The 17,581-nt window shown below is 65.0% G+C and carries 22 protein-coding genes; 15 read left to right on the top strand and 7 right to left on the bottom strand.

Annotated features, from left to right (window positions below):
• The first annotated feature begins 12 nt into the window (after window positions 1-12).
• The 6 genes from BB934_RS18430 (at window position 13) to BB934_RS18455 (ending at window position 4,603) form a co-directional block, all read left to right on the top strand.
• On the top strand, window positions 13-267 hold the full coding sequence (locus BB934_RS18430; RefSeq protein WP_099510936.1) for a hypothetical protein: 255 nt from the start codon (window positions 13-15) through the stop codon (window positions 265-267).
• Between the two features lie 506 nt (window positions 268-773).
• The gene (locus tag BB934_RS18435; protein WP_099510937.1) at window positions 774-1,820 is read left to right on the top strand and encodes an extensin-like domain-containing protein; all 1,047 of its coding nucleotides are present in this window, start codon (window positions 774-776) and stop codon (window positions 1,818-1,820) included.
• An 80-nt stretch (window positions 1,821-1,900) separates the two neighbouring features.
• Complete coding sequence (locus tag BB934_RS18440) at window positions 1,901-2,332, top strand: hypothetical protein (RefSeq protein ID WP_099510938.1); 432 nt, start codon at window positions 1,901-1,903, stop codon at window positions 2,330-2,332.
• A gap of 92 nt (window positions 2,333-2,424) precedes the next feature.
• On the top strand, window positions 2,425-2,991 hold the full coding sequence (locus BB934_RS18445) for a ribonuclease T2 family protein (RefSeq protein ID WP_099513007.1): 567 nt from the start codon (window positions 2,425-2,427) through the stop codon (window positions 2,989-2,991).
• Window positions 2,992-3,083: 92 nt separating this feature from the next.
• Window positions 3,084-3,932, top strand: a complete 849-nt coding sequence (locus tag BB934_RS18450; RefSeq protein WP_099510939.1) for a 23S rRNA (adenine(2030)-N(6))-methyltransferase RlmJ — start codon at window positions 3,084-3,086, stop codon at window positions 3,930-3,932.
• Between the two features lie 65 nt (window positions 3,933-3,997).
• Entirely contained in the window at window positions 3,998-4,603 is a 606-nt protein-coding gene (locus BB934_RS18455; protein WP_099510940.1) for a glutathione S-transferase family protein, read from the top strand.
• Window positions 4,604-4,661: 58 nt separating this feature from the next.
• Here the strand turns inward: BB934_RS18455 and BB934_RS18460 are convergent, their stop codons facing one another.
• Window positions 4,662-5,309 carry an outer membrane protein gene (locus BB934_RS18460; RefSeq protein WP_099510941.1) on the bottom strand — a complete coding sequence of 216 codons (648 nt, stop codon included), beginning with the start codon at window positions 5,307-5,309 and terminating at the stop codon, window positions 4,662-4,664.
• A gap of 288 nt (window positions 5,310-5,597) precedes the next feature.
• Here BB934_RS18460 and BB934_RS18465 point away from each other — a divergent pair, with 288 nt between their 5' ends.
• Window positions 5,598-6,353, top strand: a complete 756-nt coding sequence (locus BB934_RS18465; protein WP_099510942.1) for an SDR family oxidoreductase — start codon at window positions 5,598-5,600, stop codon at window positions 6,351-6,353.
• Here BB934_RS18465 and pgeF read toward each other — a convergent pair.
• The 3 genes from pgeF to lgt are packed head-to-tail and all read right to left on the bottom strand — an operon-like array spanning window position 6,343 to window position 9,050.
• Entirely contained in the window at window positions 6,343-7,110 is a 768-nt protein-coding gene (pgeF, locus tag BB934_RS18470; protein ID WP_099510943.1) for a peptidoglycan editing factor PgeF, read from the bottom strand. The two genes, BB934_RS18465 and pgeF, sit on opposite strands and share 11 nt — an antisense overlap.
• Before the next feature lie 3 nt (window positions 7,111-7,113).
• A complete protein-coding gene (locus tag BB934_RS18475) occupies window positions 7,114-8,196 on the bottom strand; it encodes a class I SAM-dependent methyltransferase (RefSeq protein ID WP_418294707.1) in 1,083 nt (360 codons plus the stop codon).
• Entirely contained in the window at window positions 8,193-9,050 is an 858-nt protein-coding gene (gene lgt / locus BB934_RS18480; protein ID WP_099510944.1) for a prolipoprotein diacylglyceryl transferase, read from the bottom strand. Before lgt ends, BB934_RS18475 begins: the two co-directional genes overlap by 4 nt.
• Before the next feature lie 138 nt (window positions 9,051-9,188).
• On the opposite strand from lgt, the gene BB934_RS18485 reads away from it, so the two are divergent.
• The 6 genes from BB934_RS18485 to BB934_RS18510 all read left to right on the top strand — a co-directional run bounded on the left by BB934_RS18485 (window position 9,189) and on the right by BB934_RS18510 (window position 13,214).
• Window positions 9,189-9,467, top strand: a complete 279-nt coding sequence (locus BB934_RS18485; protein WP_099510945.1) for an accessory factor UbiK family protein — start codon at window positions 9,189-9,191, stop codon at window positions 9,465-9,467.
• 244 nt (window positions 9,468-9,711) lie between these two features.
• Window positions 9,712-10,212: a type III secretion system chaperone family protein gene (locus BB934_RS18490; RefSeq protein ID WP_099510946.1), complete on the top strand. Its 501-nt coding sequence runs from the start codon at window positions 9,712-9,714 to the stop codon at window positions 10,210-10,212.
• A gap of 72 nt (window positions 10,213-10,284) precedes the next feature.
• On the top strand, window positions 10,285-11,109 hold the full coding sequence (gene proC, locus BB934_RS18495) for a pyrroline-5-carboxylate reductase (protein WP_099510947.1): 825 nt from the start codon (window positions 10,285-10,287) through the stop codon (window positions 11,107-11,109).
• A gap of 45 nt (window positions 11,110-11,154) precedes the next feature.
• Window positions 11,155-11,883, top strand: a complete 729-nt coding sequence (locus BB934_RS18500) for a TetR family transcriptional regulator (protein WP_099510948.1) — start codon at window positions 11,155-11,157, stop codon at window positions 11,881-11,883.
• A 21-nt stretch (window positions 11,884-11,904) separates the two neighbouring features.
• Window positions 11,905-12,264: a tRNA-binding protein gene (locus BB934_RS18505; protein ID WP_099510949.1), complete on the top strand. Its 360-nt coding sequence runs from the start codon at window positions 11,905-11,907 to the stop codon at window positions 12,262-12,264.
• A gap of 341 nt (window positions 12,265-12,605) precedes the next feature.
• Entirely contained in the window at window positions 12,606-13,214 is a 609-nt protein-coding gene (locus BB934_RS18510) for an MliC family protein (RefSeq protein ID WP_099510950.1), read from the top strand.
• A gap of 2 nt (window positions 13,215-13,216) precedes the next feature.
• Here BB934_RS18510 and BB934_RS18515 read toward each other — a convergent pair whose 3' ends face one another.
• Genes BB934_RS18515 through BB934_RS18525 form a run of 3 tightly spaced genes read right to left on the bottom strand, consistent with a single transcriptional unit; the run spans window position 13,217 to window position 15,852 of the window.
• Window positions 13,217-14,584 (bottom strand): ATP-binding protein, encoded by a 1,368-nt coding sequence (locus tag BB934_RS18515; protein WP_099510951.1) that lies wholly within the window; start codon window positions 14,582-14,584, stop codon window positions 13,217-13,219.
• Window positions 14,581-15,297, bottom strand: coding sequence for a response regulator (locus BB934_RS18520; protein ID WP_099510952.1), 717 nt, complete (start codon window positions 15,295-15,297; stop codon window positions 14,581-14,583). Before BB934_RS18520 ends, BB934_RS18515 begins: the two co-directional genes overlap by 4 nt.
• A gap of 33 nt (window positions 15,298-15,330) precedes the next feature.
• On the bottom strand, window positions 15,331-15,852 hold the full coding sequence (locus BB934_RS18525) for a MarR family winged helix-turn-helix transcriptional regulator (protein ID WP_099510953.1): 522 nt from the start codon (window positions 15,850-15,852) through the stop codon (window positions 15,331-15,333).
• A 160-nt stretch (window positions 15,853-16,012) separates the two neighbouring features.
• Between BB934_RS18525 and BB934_RS18530 the strand changes: the two genes are divergently transcribed.
• The gene (locus BB934_RS18530) at window positions 16,013-16,900 is read left to right on the top strand and encodes a branched-chain amino acid aminotransferase (protein WP_099510954.1); all 888 of its coding nucleotides are present in this window, start codon (window positions 16,013-16,015) and stop codon (window positions 16,898-16,900) included.
• A gap of 288 nt (window positions 16,901-17,188) precedes the next feature.
• Window positions 17,189-17,464 carry a DUF3072 domain-containing protein gene (locus BB934_RS18535; RefSeq protein ID WP_099510955.1) on the top strand — a complete coding sequence of 92 codons (276 nt, stop codon included), beginning with the start codon at window positions 17,189-17,191 and terminating at the stop codon, window positions 17,462-17,464.
• Window positions 17,465-17,581: the final 117 nt, after the last annotated feature.

A 17,581-nucleotide genomic window follows, 5' to 3' on the forward strand; every position in this document is an offset into this window, starting at 1 on the left:
CGGAGATGCCCCATGCGCAGCGTTGTCGTCCTGCTCGGCCTGATGGCGATGGCCCCGGCCGCGGCCCATGAGATGCCGGCTCCTCAAACGGTCCAGGCTCCCGCTCACAACCCGCTCGACTGCTATTGCCGGGCTCAGGGCAAGATGTTCGCCGAGGGCGAGAAGGTCTGCCTGAGGACGGCGGAGGGACCCCGGCTGGCGCAATGCCAGATGGAGGTCAACGTGATGTCCTGGAGCGTCACGGAGACGCCTTGCCCCGATGCATGAAAAAACGCTGCCGGAGTGCGGCAGCGTTGAAACTTGGAGGTTGACCTGGAAAGGGAATGACGTCTCGCGGTCTCAGAGGAGCCCGGCGAAAACGGCGAAAATAAAGGAAAAGGAGACGCAGACGGCAGTGATATTGAATGTGGCCGTCCAGTCGAAGGTGGAGGTCGGATTCATCTCAGCCCCTGAAGATCGTGAAGGGTTATTGCCCTATCTGAATGGAGAGGTAGGCTATCAAACCCCCGCCATCCTGAGAAGCGTCTCGAAATGGCTAGGCTTCGCGCCGCCAGCCCGATGTAATCGTTAACAAAAAGTTAACCTCTTGTTTCGGCGGGCAGAATTTGCCCGAGATGAGCGACGAAAAAAGTTCCTGCTCAATTCTGTCGCACCCGATTCCAGAGCATTTTCCCCTGCGGCTCAGCTCCTGAATCGCTCGAATCGGAGCCTGCCGGAGGCGTAGTCGCCGGCCGTTGACGGGATGTTTACGCCCTCGACCTAGTCTCCGGCCCATGCGTCGTGGGTTAGTTGCGTTTGTTGCCCTATCGCTCACCGGGCTTGGGCTCACCGGTTGCGGGCTGTTTCGTTTCGAGCAGCGCGAGCCTTGGCGTGCGCAGGCCGAGGAGGCCTGCCTGTCGCAGCGTCTCGTGCAGCCCTCCGCCTATATGGCGCTGAGCTCGAAGATCGACGGTCCCGGCGTCTGCGGCATGGACTACCCGTTCAAGGTTTCGGCCTTCAACAACGGCAGCGTGGGCCTGAAATCGAAGGTGACGCTCGCCTGTCCCATCATCCCCCGCATCGACACCTGGCTCGACGAGATCGTGCGGCCAGCGGCCGAGATGTATTTCGGCGTTCCGCTCGCCGACATCAAGGCGGGCTCCTATTCCTGCCGCCCGCGCAACAACCAGCGCGGCGCCAAGCTGTCCGAGCATTCCTTCGGCAACGCCCTCGACGTGATGGGTTTCGTCCTGGCCGACGGCCGGGAGATCTCCGTGGTCAAGGGCTGGCGCGGCGCGGATGCCACCGAGCAGGAGTTCCTGCGCGAGGCCTTCGTCGGCGCCTGCCGCTACTTCACCACGGTGCTCGGCCCCGGCTCGGATGCCTTGCACTACGATCATTTCCACATCGATCTCGCCCGGCACGACCCCCGCGGCGACCGGCGCATCTGCAAGCCGATCCTGAAATTCTCGCCGCGAATCGATCCCGAGCGCAGCCGCGAAATCCTTCAGAGCGCGGCCTCCTCGGGCGATCTGGCACCCGTCGACCTGGAGCAGGACGTGGCGGAGGGAGACGCCTATATCCCGCCCGCTCCGCCGCCACCGCCGTCGCCGTCCTTCGCCGCCCCGGTTGCGCCCGCCCCGCGCTATTCCTCGGGCGGAGGGTATTCCGCCGACCTGCCGGGTGCGCATGCGGGGTCCTCGCGTGTCTCGCCGTCCTCGCCCTATTCGCAGGCGCCGCTCCCGCCGGTCGGGCGTCCCGTCGAGCAGACCTACGCGCCGCCCCGGCCGGAGCGCTCGGCCGGGCAGCCGATGATGCTCAACAGACACGCCCTCTATTAAACGCAAGCGGTGCCTTGACCTTCGCGAGCGTCGCTTACATGGTCGGTGATGCAAATCTGACGACCCGGTGGAGCATTCGAATGAAGTGGCTGGCGGCTTTCATCTCCTGCATGCTGTTGAGCGCGCCTGCGCTTGCGCGCGAGATCACGCCGGCGGAACGGCGCGACGAGCCTTTCGACGCCTCTCTGCCTGCCTGCGCTGACCCGTCCGTTCTCCAGAGCATCACCTTGCGATTCGAGAAAACGGAAATCCGGTTCTGGAATTCCAGCCTCAAGCTGATCGGCTTCGAGCGAGTGCGGGAAGTCGCCTGGCGCCCCTGGGGCCTCGATTACATCCCCCGGCGCTACTGCACGGGAACGGTGGTCGTCTCCGACGGCTACAAGCGGCGGATCAACTTCTCGATCCGTGAGGATCTCGGCTTCATCGGCATCGGCTGGAACACCGAAACCTGTGTCGACGGCCTCGACCGCCAATATGCCTTCGCGCCTCACTGCAAGCAGGCCGCCCCTTGATCCTGCGCCGGTGGCTTGCCTTCGCAGGCGCCTGCCTTTTCCTGATCCTTCCTTCTGCGGCTCAAGTTCCCCGGGAGGCGAGGGGCGCCCCGATGGGGCAGTTCGACTTCTATGTGCTGGCCCTGTCCTGGTCGCCCGGCTTCTGCGAGAACAGCGGCAGCCGGAGCCGGCAATGCGACAACGGCAGCGGCCTCGGCTTCGTGACGCACGGCCTGTGGCCGCAGCGCGAGCAGGGCTATCCCAGCTTCTGCGAACCCAATGGGCGCTTCGTGCCCCAGGCGGCGGTCGCCGAGGCCAAAGGCCTTTTTCCTGACGACAACCTTGCCCGCTATCAATGGCGCAAGCACGGGACCTGCACCGGCGAGTCCCCGAGCGGCTATTTCCGCGCCGTGCGACAGGCGCGGGACCTCGTGCGCATTCCGGACGGCTTCAAGGAATTGAGCAATCGCTCGCAGGTGCTGCCGAGCGAGATCGAGCGGGCCTTCGTCTCCGTCAATCCGGGCTTGCGTCCCGACATGATTTCGGTGTCCTGCGGACGGCGTATCTTCCAGGAAGTACGCATCTGCCTCACCCGGGACCTTCGCGGCTTCCGCTCATGCACCGAGATCGATCGCGACGGCTGCCGCGCAGGCGAGACAGCAGTCCCGGCAGTGAGATAGCGCATCGATCCGATGCGCCGATCCATGGAGAGAAGCATCGGATCAATCGCAAAAGTTGAATCCGCTTTTGCGTCCGATGCTATAGGACCGATATGAATTACCGCCATGCCTTCCACGCCGGCAATTTCGCCGACGTCATGAAACACGCCCTCCTGGTGCGGATCCTTGCCTATCTCCAGCGCAAGGAGACGCCGCTGCGCGTCATCGACACCCATGCGGGGATCGGCCTCTATGATCTCACCAGTGACGAGGCCGGGCGTACGGGGGAATGGGTCGAAGGCATCGGACGCCTCGAAGAGGTTTTCTCGCCCGAGGTCGAGGAGATCCTGGCGCCGTATCGTGCGGTGATCGCCGAGGTGCGCGCCCGCCATGGCGAGAATGCCTATCCCGGCTCGCCCGCCATTCTGCGCGAAGTCCTGCGACGGCAGGATAGAGGCGTGTTCGTGGAACTCCATCCGGCGGACCACGCAGTGCTGAACGAGGCGTTCAACGAAGTCACCAATCTCAAAGTGATGCATCTCGACGGCTGGACGGCGCTCCATGCCCTGATTCCGCCGAAGGAGAAGCGCGGCCTCGTTCTCATCGACCCGCCTTACGAGGAGCCGAACGAGCTCGATCGGCTCGCGACGGAGCTTCTGGCAGCCCTGACGAAATGGCCGACCGGCGTCTATGCCGGATGGTATCCGATCAAGGATGTCGCGCCGGTCGATGCCGTTGCCGCGCGTCTTCATGAGGCAAGCCCGCGTCCGGGCCTGCGCCTCGAACTCTATGTGGACGATCCCCGCGATGCGACCCGTCTGAACGGCAGCGGCCTCTTCGTCATCAACCCGCCCTGGTCGCTGAAACAGGAGGCGGAGGTGCTTCTGCCGGCGCTCGCCGAGCGCCTCTCGCGCCGCGGCTACGGCGCTTATCGCTGTGAAGCCTTCGGTCCCCCTGCTTAAAACGAATTGCCGTTCGTGGCCTGAGCGTTCATGAGTGCTCCCATCATCTCGATAGGAGTTTGCTCATGCTCGTTCTCCGTTCCTCGTCTGCGTCGCCCTTCGGCCGGAAGGTCAAGCTCACGGCCTCGATTCTGGGGCTCTCCGATCGCATTCAGATCGTCGATGCGGACACCCTGAATCCTGAGGATTCGATCCGCCAGCAGAACCCGCTCGGAAAGATCCCGGCGCTGATCCTGGAGAATGGCGATGTGCTCTACGATTCCCGCGTGATCGTCGATTATCTCGATCATCTGGCCGGAGGTGGGGGCGTCATCCCTAACGGAGCCGGGCGGTTCTCGGCCCTGCGCGATCAGGCGCTTGCCGACGGCATCATGGATGCGGCGCTGCTGCAGGTCTACGAGGGCCGCTTCCGTCCCGAGGATAGGCACGAGCCGAAATGGGTCTCCCACCAGGCCGACAAGGTGCGCCGCGGGCTCGATCATGCGGAAGCGCATCTCTCGCAACCCGGCCAGGACCTTCATATCGGCCAGATCGCTCTTGCTTGCGCCCTTGGTTATCTCGACCTGCGCTTCGCCGGCCGCTGGCGCGAAAGCTATCCCAAGCTCGTCGCCTGGCTCGACGATTTCGAGTCCCGCGTCCCGGCCTTCGCGAAGACCAGGGTGACGCCATAAACAAAAAAGGCCCGGGGTGTGACCCGGGCCTTTTCGTCTGTCTCGGGTGAGACGGATCTTAGTAGGTGCCGAAGCGGAAGTTCAGGCCGGCGCGCACCACACCGAACTCGGCGTCGTTGTCGAGGTCGAGGCCCGGGAAGTTGTCGTCCTGGTCGAGGTTGACGTACAGGCCTTCGATCTTGGCCGACAGGTTGTTGGTGAAGGCGTACTCGAGACCACCGCCGACGGTCCAGCCGGTGGCGTTGTCAGCGAAGGCGAAGCCGCCGGTGGCGTAGATCAGAGCGCGATCGAAGGCCACACCGGCGCGAGCCCGCACCGTGCCGAACCAGTCGCTGGTGTTGAAGTCGTCGTCGAGGATGCCGTCGCCGTCGAAGTCGAAGCGGTCGTCGCCGCCGAAATCGGCGTACTGGATGTCGCCTTCGAGACCGACCACGAACGAACCGATCTGGTAGTTGTAACCGGCCTGGGCGCCGCCGACGAAGCCGCCCTCGTCGTCGAGGTCGAACGTCACGCCGCCGACGGTGATGCTGTCATTGGCATTCCAGCCGTAGCCGGCGTTCACACCGACGTAGAAGCCGGTCCAGGTGAAGACCGGAACGGCGGCGATGATCGGAGCCGGAGGAGCGGCGCGGACCGGGAGGTCCGCAGCGGAAGCGGCACCGGCAAAGCCGAAGAGAGCGACGCTGGCGAGAAGAATTTTCTTCATGATTTCTCTTTCCTATCGATGTCATGCCAAACCGATCCGCGCTGACGTGGATCGGCCGGGCACTACCCGTTTATAGAGCGACAACCGGTCGAGGGCTGTGACTTCACGACCACAGCTCGGCAATGGGCTGTGGCGGGATTGTGGCGGCAATGTGCGTGCGTTCCCCTTATGGCATCGCTGATCCACAACGCGCAGCTTGGCCGTATGTTCGACGCGGCAGCGAAAAAATGTCATTTTCTTGTCTGTGCTTCGATGGGCCGTGACAATATTGCTTTGAGGGTTCGAGACATGAACAAAGCCGCTCTGGTGACGGGTGGGGCCCAGCGTATCGGGCGCCGGATCGTCGAGCGACTCGCAGCGGAGGGTTATGCGGTCGCCATCCATTGCCGCCGCTCGACCGAAGAGGCGCAGGCTATGGCCGCGGGCATCGCCGCAGCGGGTGGCCGGGCCACCGTCGTCCAGGGCGACCTCGCGGACGGGGCTGCCGTGGAGCGCCTGGTGCCGGAGGCTGTCCGCGCCCTCGGTCCCCTGACGCTTCTCGTCAACAATGCCTCCGAGTTCGAGCCCGACGAGATCGAGACGCTTTCGCAGGAGCGCTGGGACCGGCACTTCGCCGTGAACCTGCGTGCCCCGGCCTTCCTCGCCCGCGACTTCGCGCACCAGCTCCCCGCCGGCGCGCGGGGCAGCATCGTCAACATCGTCGACCAGCGCGTCTGGAAGCTGACGCCTCAGTTCTTTTCCTACACCCTGACGAAGGCGGCCCTGTTCAGCGCCACGCAGACCATGGCGCAGGCGCTCGCGCCGCGTATCCGCGTCAATGCCATCGGGCCGGGTCCCACCCTGTCGAACATGCGCCAGGGCGACGAGGATTTCGCCAAGCAGAGCGACGCGGTGCTGCTGGGCCATGGCGGAACGCCGGACGAGATCGCAGATGCGGTGCTCTATCTGGCTGGCGCGCGCAGCGTCACGGGCCAGATGATCGCCGTCGACGGCGGCCAGCACCTCGCCTGGGAGACGCCGGACGTCGCCGGCATCAAGGAGTGAGCGCGATCGCCGAGATCAGCCGGCCGTAATCCGGCTCCTTGCGGTGGGTGGTGCGGCGATAGCTGAAGAATCGCTCCTCGTCCGAATAGGTGCACAGGCTAAGATCGGTGAAGCCGCCGATCTCCGCTGTCGCAAGACGCGCGCCGATGAAGCCGGGCAGGTCGAACATGGCATGACCCGGCCTCTCCCCCGGCTTGAGAAAGCGCTCGTGACCGGGGGCCTCCGTCGTGAAGCGCTCGATAAAATCCGGGCCGACCTCGTAGGCGTTCTGGCCGATCGTCGGGCCGAGCACCGCGATGATCTTTTCACGCCGCGCGCCGAGCCGCTCCATGGCCTCGACGGTCGATTCGAGCACGCCGGTCACCGCTCCGCGCCAGCCCGCATGGGCCGCGCCGATCACCCGGGCCTCCGGATCGGCGAACAGGACCGGGCCGCAATCCGCCGTGGTGATGCCGAGGGCGAGGCCCGGCACGGCCGTCACCATCCCATCCGCCTTCGGGCGCTCGGCCGTCCAGGGGCCTTCGACGACGACCGCGTCCGGGGAATGGACCTGATACACGCTGATCAGGGCATCCGCCCGAACGCCCAGCGTTTCCGTCATCCGGCGGCGGTTCTCCTGCACCCGCGACGGCTCGTCCGACGAGCCGATGCCGCCGTTGAGGGTGGCGTAGATCCCCTCCGACACGCCGCCCTGCCGGGTGAAGAAGGCGTGGCGGATCCGGGGCAGCGAGGCGAGGGCGGGCGCTTGGATATGCATGGCTTAATCTTGTGAAGAGGTGGACAGGGCGGGCAGGCCGGGAACGGCTTCGATGGCTCTATCTGTAACGGCCAAAACCTTAAACAGCTCTCCCATGCCGGTCGGGCCGCGCTCGGTGAGGCGCGCGAGGGCCTTCTCGATATCGGTCGCCTGGGCCGGCGTCGCCCGTGCCTTCAGGGCGGCGGCGCGGGCCTCGATGCCGAGAGCTTTGAGGAAATCGCCCTGCAGGCCGATGCCGTGAGCCTGCGTCCCGCCGGCAATGGCGGCCTGGGTGAGGCGATGGAAATCCACATGGGTGGTCAGATCCGCCTCGCCCGGCTCGGCCAGGGGATCGACGAAGGCGTGCTGCCGCAGCGCCTGCAGGGTGTCGCCATAGGCCGGGCCCCAATAGCCGTAGTCCAAGATCAGGGCCGCGCCCCTGTCCCGCTCCAGGCGGCGGGTAAGCTCGCCCATCACCTCGATGGAGGCCGCCGGCCATTCCAGCACGTCGCCTGGACGCAGCGGGTTGCCGAGACCCTGTTCCGCCTCGGGGCGAAGGCCGAAGATCAGGCGATCTCCGTCGATGCCCACCAGCCGCTCGCACCAGCCGCGCTCGGTGGCGAGGAACTGGCGGACCGGCAGGGCATCGAAGAACTCGTTGGCGACGAGAAGCGTCGGGCCCGGAGGCACGTCCTCGAGCCGGTCGTGCCATTCAAGGGCGAAGCCGGAGGAGGCGAGGGCCGCCTGCTGCCGCTGCCGCAGGGCCGGGCTCGTCTCCACGAGATGGACGGTGGCGGCCGCCTTGAAGTCGGGCAGGACGCGGGTCGCGCGCAGCAGGTCGGCCATCAAGGAGCCGCGCCCCGGTCCCAGCTCGACGAGGCGGCAGGGGGCAGGGCGGCCCATGGCGTGCCAGATTTCCATCATCCACAGGCCGATCAGCTCGCCGAACATCTGGCTGATCTCGGGCGCCGTGGTGAAATCGCCGGCCGCGCCGAGGGGATCGCGCGTGGCGTAGTAGTGCCTCAGGCACAGGCTCATGTAGCGCTCGACCGTGATCGGCCCGTCGTGGGCGATGATCTCGTTTAAGGTGTCCGCGAGCGGCTTCACGCGGCCTCGACCGGCCTTGCCGGCCGCGTATAGCCTCGCGCCGCCATGACGATGACGCCGGCGCCGACAAGGGCCATGGGGATCGAGAGCAGCATGCCCATGGTGATGCCGCCGCCGAGAGCCCCTACCGAGGAGCCGAAGAGGAAGCCGAGCTGCTCGTCGGGCTCGCGGAAGAACTCGCAGACGATGCGGGCAACCGCATAGCCCAGCACGAAGATGCCGCCGAGGAGGCCGGGCCGGCGGAAGCCGAAGGCCCGGGCGGCGATGGCCATGACGATGAACAGGATCAGTCCCTCGCCGAAGGCCTCATAGAGCTGGCTCGGATGGCGCGGCTCGGGGCCCGCATGCGGAAAGACCACGGCATAGGGAAAGTCGGGGGCGGGGCGGCCCCAGAGCTCGCCGTTGATGAAATTGGCGATGCGCCCGAAGAACAGGCCGATCGGCGTCACCACCGCCGCCATGTCGAGCATGGCGAGCGGGTTGAGCCCGCGCCAGCGCGCGAAGAGGACGATGGCGAGCACCGCTCCGAGGAAGCCGCCGTGAAAGGACATGCCGCCATGCCAGACCGCGAGGATCTCCAGCGGCCGCGAGAGATAGGAGCCGAGATTATAGAACAGCACATAGCCGATCCGTCCGCCCAGCACGACGCCCAGCGCCACCCACACGATCAGGTCGTCCACGTCCGTCGCCTTGGGCTGGCGCAGGGAGCCCCAGAGATCGGCTTTTGCGGCGAGGCGCTTGGCATAGAACCAGCCGCCGAGCAGGCCCGCCACATAGGCAAGCGCGTACCAGCGGATCGCGAAGGGGCCGATGGAGATCGCCACCGGGTCGATGATGGGAAACGAGAGAGCCATGAGCGGGCCTTGATGGAATGTCCTGCCATTGGACCCGCCGGGAGGGGGTCGTCAACCCTGTTGCAGTTTGCGGCGAATGCGCTCATGTGTGGCGTCCCGGGGCCTTGAGAGCCCGTCGAACGCTGTGGATTTGCGCCTATGACCCAATCGTCCAACCGGATCTTCGATGAACTCGCCCGCTTCGCCACCGATGCCGCCGGCGCGGCCCAGGGAGTCCGGCGCGAGATCGAGAGCGTGGTCCGCAGCCAGTTCGAGCGCCTGGTCAAGGACATGGATGTCGCCACCCGCGAGGAGGTCGATGTCCTGCGCGAGATGGTGACCGCCGCCCGCGAGGAGAACGAGAAGCTCGCGGCCCGGGTGAAGGAACTCGAGGCCAAGCTCTCCTCCACCGCCGGCATCAATCCCGCAACGCCTTGATTCGACCGGAAAGCCGGCCTGCCCTCAGCGCAGGGCTCCTGTTGTGGACAGGTGAATCACGCGCATTGTGACGGAGGCCGAAATCTAAGACTGTCGATTCATGAGCTGATTCGTGGCGGCGACGGCAGGCACTCCGAATATCGTAGGTCTTCTGAGTACTTCTTTCGAGTAGAGCCCGGATCCACGCAATGATGTTGCCCGAATGTGTTTACCATATTCAGGTGATTCAGCTTTTTGGATCGACATGTCGCAGATTCATCTTGAAATCGATCGTTCGGAACATCCCCTCGATGTGGTCGAACGCCTCGCTTCGCTGCGGCACTGGATCTTCGACCGGGCCGAAACGGACGAGATGGCCGTCTCGGTCTCCGGCCGCTGGGCGGATTACGACATCGCCTTCACCTGGATCGAGGACGTGGAAGCCCTGCATGTGGCCTGCGCCTTCGACCTGAAGGTGCCGGAGCGGCGTCGCCAGGACGTGCTCCAGCTCATCTCCGCCGTCAACGAGCAGCTCTGGGTCGGGCATTTCGACCTGTGGAGCTCGGAAAACGTGGTGATGTTCCGCCATGCCCTGCTGCTGGCGGGCGGCGCGGACCCGACCGACGGGCAATGCGAGACCATGCTGCGGGTCGCGGTCGAGGCCTGCGAGCGCTATTTCCAGGCCTTCCAGTTCGTGATCTGGGCCGGCAAGTCCGCCCGCGAGGCGCTCGATTGTGTCCTGTTCGAAACCGAGGGCGAGGCCTGAACCCGCCTCGACAGGGCCGGGCGGACAGGGATAGATAGCGGCCGTTCCGCATCCTTCCCTCAGGACATCGTCATGTCGCATGCTTCCCGTCTCCCGTCGTCCCTCGTTCTGGTCGGAGCCGGCAAGATGGGCGGCTCCATGCTGGAAGGCTGGCTCAAGGTCGGCGTGAGGCCGGAGGGCGTGACGGTTCTCGATCCGAAGCCTTCCGACGAGATGACCCGTTTCTGCCGGGAGCGCGGCATCGCGCTCAACCCGGCAAGCCCCTCCGCTCCCGAGGTGCTGGTGCTGGCGATCAAGCCGCAGATGCTCGACGAGGCCGCGCCCGCGCTGAACGGCTCTCTCGGACCTGGAACGCTCATCATCTCGATCCTCGCCGGCAAGACCATCGGCGACCTGCGGAGCAGGCTTCCAGCCTCCGGCGCGATCGTGCGCGCCATGCCGAACCTTCCCGCCAGCATCGGGCGCGGCGCGACGGGCGCCGCCGCCAACGACACGGTGAGCGAGGACCAGCGCCTGATGGCCGACGCCCTGCTCGGCAGCAACGGCATCGTCGAATGGCTGCCGTCGGAGGATCTGATCGATGCGGTCACGGCCCTGTCGGGCTCCGGCCCTGCTTACGTGTTCCATCTCGTGGAGTGCCTTGCCGAGGCGGGCGCTGCCGCCGGGCTTCCAGCCGATCTCGCGCAGCGCCTCGCGCGCGCCACGGTGACGGGTGCGGGCGAGTTGCTGTTCCAGAGCGACCTGCCGCCGGCGATTCTGCGGCAGAACGTGACCTCGCCCGGCGGCACGACCGCCGCAGCGCTTGAAGTCCTAATGCGGGATCCGGACGGCCTGAAGGCCCTCATGCGCGAAGCGGTGGCGGCGGCCAAGCGGCGTGCGGAAGAACTCGCGGGTTAGGCCATTGGGCTTGCTGTCCTCGGCCCCTAGATTAATCCTCAATGGATGATTTCGAGGAGAGTGATCGTGACGGCAGAAGCTCCAACGGACAAGCGCAAGGCGATCGTCGAAGCGCTCATGGATCTCGCCTCGCGGCGGGCTTGGCACGAGATCGAGATCACCGATGTCGCGAAAGCCGCCAACGTATCGCTTGCCGAGTTTCGCGATCTCTTTCCGTCCAAGGGCGCGGTGCTCGGCGCGCTCTCGCGCCAGATCGACCGGCAGGTGCTCGAGGGAACGAGCGACGATCTCGCCGGCGAGCCCGCGCGCGAACGCATCTTCGACGTGCTGATGCGCCGCTTCGATGCGCTGCAGCCCTACAAGCCGGCGCTGCGCCGGATCACGCAGGACCTGCGCTACGATCCGGTGTCGCTCGCCGCGCTCAACAAGGTCTCGCTCAATTCCCAACGCTTCATGCTCGCCGCCGCCGGCATCGACACGGAGGGCCCTCTCGGCGCGCTGAAGCTTCAGGGCGCGGTGCTGGTCTATGCAAACGCCATGCGCACATGGCTCGACGACGACGATCCGGCGCAGGCCAAGACCATGGCGCGATTGGACCGCGAGCTGCGCCGCGGCGAGCGCGTCATCGAAGGCGCGGAGGATCTGCGCCGCCTGAGCGCGCCGCTGCGCGCCGTCGGGCGCGCCCTGATGCAGGGCCGCGGTCCCTCGCGCCGGGAGACGCGCCGCAGCGACGAGGGCAACGGCGACAAGGACAATCCGGCGGCAGCGATCTAAAAAAAGAGGTCAGGGGCATAAATGGATCAGGCGAGTTCGACAGCGGCACTCATTACGTTCGACGATTTCCTGAAGGTCGACATCCGCGTCGGCCGGATCGTCGCTGTTGAACCGTTTCCTCAAGCGCGCAAACCGGCGTTCAAGCTCACCATCGATTTCGGCCCCGAGATCGGTACCAAGCGGTCGTCGGCACAGATCACGATCAATCATGCGCCGGACGATCTCGTCGGATCGCTGGTCATGGCCGTGGTGAATTTCCCGCCGCGCCAGATCGGCCCGTTCCTGTCGGAGGTCCTGACGCTCGGCGTGCCGGATGCCAACGGCGATGTCATGCTGATCAGGCCGGACCGCGACGTGCCGGTGGGCGGGCGGCTTTATTAGGCTCCACTTTGCTGGCTTAGCATTGCCGTCCCGGACGGAGCGCAATGGAGATCCGGATCGGGTGAAGAATGCATGCACGAAACTCACCATTGTCATTCCCGCGCAGGCGGGAATCCATATCCGCTGACGGTGCCGAACTGGTTGAAGATCGTGTTTATGGATCCCGGCCTTCGCCGGGATGACAGCGTCATATTCGTCCGGGATGACGTCTGAATGAGGGCATTTGCGCCGGATCGCGATGCTTCGGGACGGGTTTCTCGACAATGCAATCAGGGCGCAACCGCTCCATTCCCGTAGAGGTTTCTCATGCCATCGCGCCAATTCAGGAGTGAGGCAAGTCAATGAATGCAGTTCGCAGGTATTCCGCCTTGGCAATTCTTGCAGCCGCCTTCGCCGTCATCGGCGGCGCAGCGTTGGCACAGGCTCCGTCCTTCTCCTGCAATCAGGTCGAAACCGGCAGCATCGAGGAGATGATCTGCAAGGATGGCGCGCTATCCTCCCTGGACCGCAAGCTTGCCGATGTCTATGCGCAGGCGTCCCGCAAGGCGACGAACGAACATCCACCTGTGCTGCAGGCGGAGCAGCGCGGCTGGATCAAGGGTCGCGACGAGTGCTGGAAGAGCGACGACAAGCGGGCCTGCGTGCAAGGGGCGTACGAACACCGCATCGCGGAGCTGCAGGCGCGCTATCGCCTCGTTCCCGGAATCGGTCCGGTCACCTTCATCTGCGACGGCGATCCGCGCAATGAGGTGGTCGCCACATTCTTCCAGACCGATCCGGCGACGATGATTGCGGAGCGCGGCGACAGCGTTTCGCTGATGTTTGTGCAGCCCTCGGGAAGCGGCGCCCGCTATCAGGGACGCAACGAAAGCTTCTGGGAGCATCAGGGCGGAGCGCTTGTGACATGGGGCTACGGCGCGCCGGAGATGCGCTGCAAGAAGACCCCCTGATTTCAGGCCGGCAGCCGCACCGTCGCGCGCAGGCCCCCGAGCGGGCTCTCGCCCAGCACGATGTCACCGCCATGCGTACGGGCGACATCGCGGGCGATGGCAAGGCCGAGGCCCGAGCCGCCCTCGTCCTGGTTGCGGGCTTCGTCGAGGCGCACGAACGGCTTGAAGACCTCTTCGCGCTTGTCGGCGGGAATGCCCGGCCCGTCGTCGTCCACATGCAGGATGAGCCAGCGCGTTTCGTGATTGGCGGTGATTTCGATCCGGTCGCCATGCCGCGCGGCATTGCCGACGAGGTTGAACAGCAGGCGGCGGAAGGCATCGGGGCGCACCGTGATGATCGGGTCGCCGACGATGTCGAGCTCGGTCACATGGCCCTGCCGCTCGGCGTCCGACTGCACCTCCTCGAGGAGCTGGCGCAGATCGGTGGGCACCGCCTGCTCGCCGGCATCGCCGCTCTCGCCGCGGGCGAAGGCGAGATAGCCTTCGAGCATGCGGCTCATCTCGTCCACGTCGCGCTTGAGATCCTCGACCTCCGTCGTTTGATCGAGGAAGACGAGGGACAGCTTGAAGCGCGTGAGGATCGTGCGCAGGTCGTGGCTGACGCCGTTGAGCATCGTCGTGCGCTGCTCGATGTTCCGCTCGATGCGCCGCTTCATCTCGAGGAAGGCGTGGCCGGCCTGGCGCACCTCGCGCGCGCCGCGCGGTCGGAAATCGACCTCGCGCCCCTTGCCGAGGGATTCGGCGGCCTCCGCAAGGCGCAGGATCGGCCTGATCTGGTTGCGCAGGAACAGGATGGCGATGCCGAGCAGCACGAAGGACGACCCGCCCATCCACACCAGGAAGATGTGCGAGTTGGAGGCATAGGCCTGGCTGCGCCGCGCCAGAATGCGCATCACGTCGTTCTGGTCGAGCTTGACGCGCACCTCCACATAACTCGAACGGCCGACCGTATCGACCCAGTAGGGACGGTCGATCTGTCGCCGCAGCTCGTCGGTGAGGGTCTCGTCGAGAATGTCGAAGAAGGGTTTTGGGCCCGGCGGCGGCAGGTCCGTGTTGCGCAGGATGTCCACGTCGAGCTGCAGGCGCTCCGACGCGATCCGTGCGAGCGTGCTGGCATTCTTGTCCTGCGGATAGCTCTCGTAGATGTCGATGAGTGCCGCGATGTCGGCGGTCACCGCGGAGGACAGGCGACGCGTGACGAGCTGGTAATGCCGCTCCATGAACACATAGGCGACGACGGATTGCAGCAGGATGACGGGCGCGATGATGATGATGAGCGCGCGGGCGTAAAGTCCCTTCGGCAGAAAGCGTCCGAACCAGCGCGCGGCGTGGTCGAGAGGCGTGTAGCGCAGGGTCGCCCCGATCTTCATCGGTCGATCACGAGGCGGTACCCGACGCCGCGCACGGTCTGGAGAAAGATCGGGTTTGCCGGATCGGTCTCGATCTTGCGCCGCAGCCGGTTGATCTGCACGTCGACCGTGCGTTCGTTGGCGGCAATGCCGTTACCGGCGAGCGCCTCGCGCGGGACATTGTCGCCGGCATGGCTGCCGAGGATCGTCAGGATCTCGCGCTCACGTTCGGTAATGCGCACCATCTCGTCGCCGCGCCGCAATTCGCCGCGGTCGAAGCGGTACGAGAAGGGGCCGAAATGGACCACTTCCGGCACGGTCCCGTTGCCGGTGCCGGCCACCGGCGTGGCGCGCTTGAGGATGTTGCCGAGGCGTAAGAGCAGCTCGCGTGGCTCGAAGGGCTTGGGCAGGTAATCGTCCGCGCCGATTTCCAACCCCGTTACCCGGTCGGAGGCATCGGAACGGGCGGTGAGCATGAGGATCGGCACCTGCGAATGCTGGCGCAGGCTGCGGGCATAGTCGAACCCGGTTTCGCCCGGCATCATCACGTCGAGGACGAGAGCATCGAAGACGAAATTTTCCGCCTTGGCCCGCGCCTCGGCCGCGCTCGCCGCCGCCGTCACCCGGTAGCCGTTCTCGCTCAGGAAGCGGGTGAGGAGATCGCGCAGGCGGCGATCGTCGTCCACCACGAGAACGTGCGGGGCGTGGTCGGGAATGTCGATGCGTACATCCATGAGGCGTCGGGCTTCTTTGTCGGGCCCTGCTTATCAGGTTTCGTTGGGCCCGAATACGAGCTGCTTCACGTGGGCGCTGTCGCTGGGGTCGATGAGGCGAAGCAGGTAGCGGCTGATCGTCTCCTTCGCCTCCAGCTCCATCCCGGACAGGGCCCGCATGATGCGGCGTGTCTGCAGCTTGGCGAGCTTCAAGGCCAAATCGTGGCCCTTCGTGGTGGCGAAGAGCAGCCGCTGGCGCCGATCGGAGGTGCCCATCCGGCTCTCGATGAAATCCTTCTCGATCAGCTCCTTGAGCACCCGGTTGAGGCTCTGCTTGGTGATGCGCAGGATGTCGAGGAGCTCGGCGATGGTCAGGCCCGGCCGGCGGCTGACGAAATGCAGGACGCGATGATGGGCGCGCCCGAAACCGTATTCGTCCAGGATCCGGTCGGGATCGCTGACGAAGTCGCGGTAGGCGAAGAAGAACAGCTCGATCAGGTCGTAAGCCGGCTGCTCGTCCAGGATATCCCTGCCGGATTGCTGAGACCTCAAAGCCGGAAATGCGTCAGGCACCATCCCTATCCCAAATTTTATGTCAGCCTTGTTGACATATCTCAGGACGATTGTTACTCGTCAAGCCGCTTCCGCGAAATGAATGAAATTGAAATCGCTTGGAAGCGAACCGGAAATTACACGACCCCGGTCGCCACAAGGTCTGCATGCAAGGAGAACAACGATGTCCGCGACCCCTTTCGATCAACGTGATGGTTGGATTTGGTACGACGGGCAGATCGTACCCTGGAAGGATGCCCAGCTCCACGTCCTCTCGCACGGCCTTCATTACGGATCCTCCGTGTTCGAAGGCGAGCGCGCCTATGGCGGCGAGATCTTCAAGTCGACCGAGCATTCCGAGCGCCTCAAGAAATCGGGGCAGATCCTCGATTTCGAGATCCCCTACACGGTGGCGGAAATCGATGCCGCGAAGCGCCTCGTGCTGCAGAAGAACGGCATGCAGGACGCCTATCTGCGCCCGGTCGCCTGGCGCGGCTCGGAGATGATGGGCGTCGCGGCTCAAGCCAACAAGATCCACCTCGCCATCGCCGCCTGGGAATGGCCGAGCTATTTCGACCCGGCCCAGAAGATGAAGGGCATCCGCATCGACATGGCAGAGTACCGCCGCCCGGATCCGGCGACCGCTCCGTCGGCCGCCAAGGCGGCCGGCCTCTACATGATCTGCACCATCTCCAAGCACAAGGCGGAGCGGAAGGGCTATGCCGATGCGCTGATGCTCGACTGGCAGGGCCGCGTCGCGGAATGCACGGGCGCCAACGTGTTCTTCATCCGGGACGGCGTGGTCCATACCCCCACCGCCGATTGCTTCCTCGACGGCATCACCCGCCGCACGGTAATCGATCTCGCCAAGCGCCGCGGCTTCGAGGTGACCGAACGCCGGATCATGCCGGACGAGCTCTCGACCTTCAACGAGTGCTTCATCACCGGAACGGCGGCGGAAGTGACGCCCGTGTCCGAGATCGGCCCGTACAAGTTCCAGCCCGGCAACATGACCAAGGTGCTGATGGAAGATTATTCGGCCGAGGTTCAGCCGAAGAGCAAGGCAGCGTAACGCTTCCGCCTCATTCACGTCCTATCGTCATGCCCGGCCCTGAGCCGGGCATGACATTTTTCGGGCACGCTCCGTAAGGAGGCAGGAAAGCAGGGCGGTTTCCCCCGGCTGCCGAGGGGCTGCACTCTGCCGAACAAACCGGGAATGTGGCGTTTGTGCCGGTGTTGGCAAGAAAACTGTGGATAACGGGGAATAATCGGCCGGGTTAATCCGGGTTTCCTTGAGGAACCAAAGTCCTGCAGGAAGTGTTCTCATTTCTGAACAAAACGAGAACAATTGGAGTCTCCCATGTCTTCGCACGACAAAGTGACCCGACCTACTTCCGTTAACCATAATGCTTCCGCAGAGGCAGACAATCCGAAGACCCATCTTGACCTTTCCGACAACGGAATCAAGGATCCGGACGAGTGGGTCTCGGGCGACGATCCCATGACCGGAGCCCAGGCCTCCTATCTCAAGACCCTGTCCGAGCAGGCGCACGATCCGAAGGCCTTCGATCCGGATCTCGACAAGGCCGAGGCGTCGAAGCGGATCGACCGGTTGAAGCAGAAGCAGGGGAGGTGAGGCGGTTGAGGCCTGTCATCCGGCGAAACACGACGTCTCACGATGAGGCGATCGGCGTTGCGAACTTTCCTGCAGCGTCAGCGGTTATGGATTCCGGACGCCGCTGCGCAGCCCGGA

The organism is Microvirga ossetica, from assembly GCF_002741015.1.
GTDB classification, from domain to species: domain Bacteria; phylum Pseudomonadota; class Alphaproteobacteria; order Rhizobiales; family Beijerinckiaceae; genus Microvirga; species Microvirga ossetica.

Coding starts and splice junctions, on each gene's coding strand:
- BB934_RS18430 (WP_099510936.1), top strand. CDS start 13: ATGCGCAGCGTTGTCGTCCTGCTCGGCCTGATGGCGATGGCCCCGGCC.
- BB934_RS18435 (WP_099510937.1), top strand. CDS start 774: ATGCGTCGTGGGTTAGTTGCGTTTGTTGCCCTATCGCTCACCGGGCTT.
- BB934_RS18440 (WP_099510938.1), top strand. CDS start 1,901: ATGAAGTGGCTGGCGGCTTTCATCTCCTGCATGCTGTTGAGCGCGCCT.
- BB934_RS18445 (WP_099513007.1), top strand. CDS start 2,425: ATGGGGCAGTTCGACTTCTATGTGCTGGCCCTGTCCTGGTCGCCCGGC.
- BB934_RS18450 (WP_099510939.1), top strand. CDS start 3,084: ATGAATTACCGCCATGCCTTCCACGCCGGCAATTTCGCCGACGTCATG.
- BB934_RS18455 (WP_099510940.1), top strand. CDS start 3,998: ATGCTCGTTCTCCGTTCCTCGTCTGCGTCGCCCTTCGGCCGGAAGGTC.
- BB934_RS18460 (WP_099510941.1), bottom strand. CDS start 5,309: ATGAAGAAAATTCTTCTCGCCAGCGTCGCTCTCTTCGGCTTTGCCGGT.
- BB934_RS18465 (WP_099510942.1), top strand. CDS start 5,598: ATGAACAAAGCCGCTCTGGTGACGGGTGGGGCCCAGCGTATCGGGCGC.
- pgeF (WP_099510943.1), bottom strand. CDS start 7,110: ATGCATATCCAAGCGCCCGCCCTCGCCTCGCTGCCCCGGATCCGCCAC.
- lgt (WP_099510944.1), bottom strand. CDS start 9,050: ATGGCTCTCTCGTTTCCCATCATCGACCCGGTGGCGATCTCCATCGGC.
- BB934_RS18485 (WP_099510945.1), top strand. CDS start 9,189: ATGACCCAATCGTCCAACCGGATCTTCGATGAACTCGCCCGCTTCGCC.
- BB934_RS18490 (WP_099510946.1), top strand. CDS start 9,712: ATGTCGCAGATTCATCTTGAAATCGATCGTTCGGAACATCCCCTCGAT.
- proC (WP_099510947.1), top strand. CDS start 10,285: ATGTCGCATGCTTCCCGTCTCCCGTCGTCCCTCGTTCTGGTCGGAGCC.
- BB934_RS18500 (WP_099510948.1), top strand. CDS start 11,155: ATGATTTCGAGGAGAGTGATCGTGACGGCAGAAGCTCCAACGGACAAG.
- BB934_RS18505 (WP_099510949.1), top strand. CDS start 11,905: ATGGATCAGGCGAGTTCGACAGCGGCACTCATTACGTTCGACGATTTC.
- BB934_RS18510 (WP_099510950.1), top strand. CDS start 12,606: ATGAATGCAGTTCGCAGGTATTCCGCCTTGGCAATTCTTGCAGCCGCC.
- BB934_RS18515 (WP_099510951.1), bottom strand. CDS start 14,584: ATGAAGATCGGGGCGACCCTGCGCTACACGCCTCTCGACCACGCCGCG.
- BB934_RS18520 (WP_099510952.1), bottom strand. CDS start 15,297: ATGGATGTACGCATCGACATTCCCGACCACGCCCCGCACGTTCTCGTG.
- BB934_RS18525 (WP_099510953.1), bottom strand. CDS start 15,852: ATGGTGCCTGACGCATTTCCGGCTTTGAGGTCTCAGCAATCCGGCAGG.
- BB934_RS18530 (WP_099510954.1), top strand. CDS start 16,013: ATGTCCGCGACCCCTTTCGATCAACGTGATGGTTGGATTTGGTACGAC.
- BB934_RS18535 (WP_099510955.1), top strand. CDS start 17,189: ATGTCTTCGCACGACAAAGTGACCCGACCTACTTCCGTTAACCATAAT.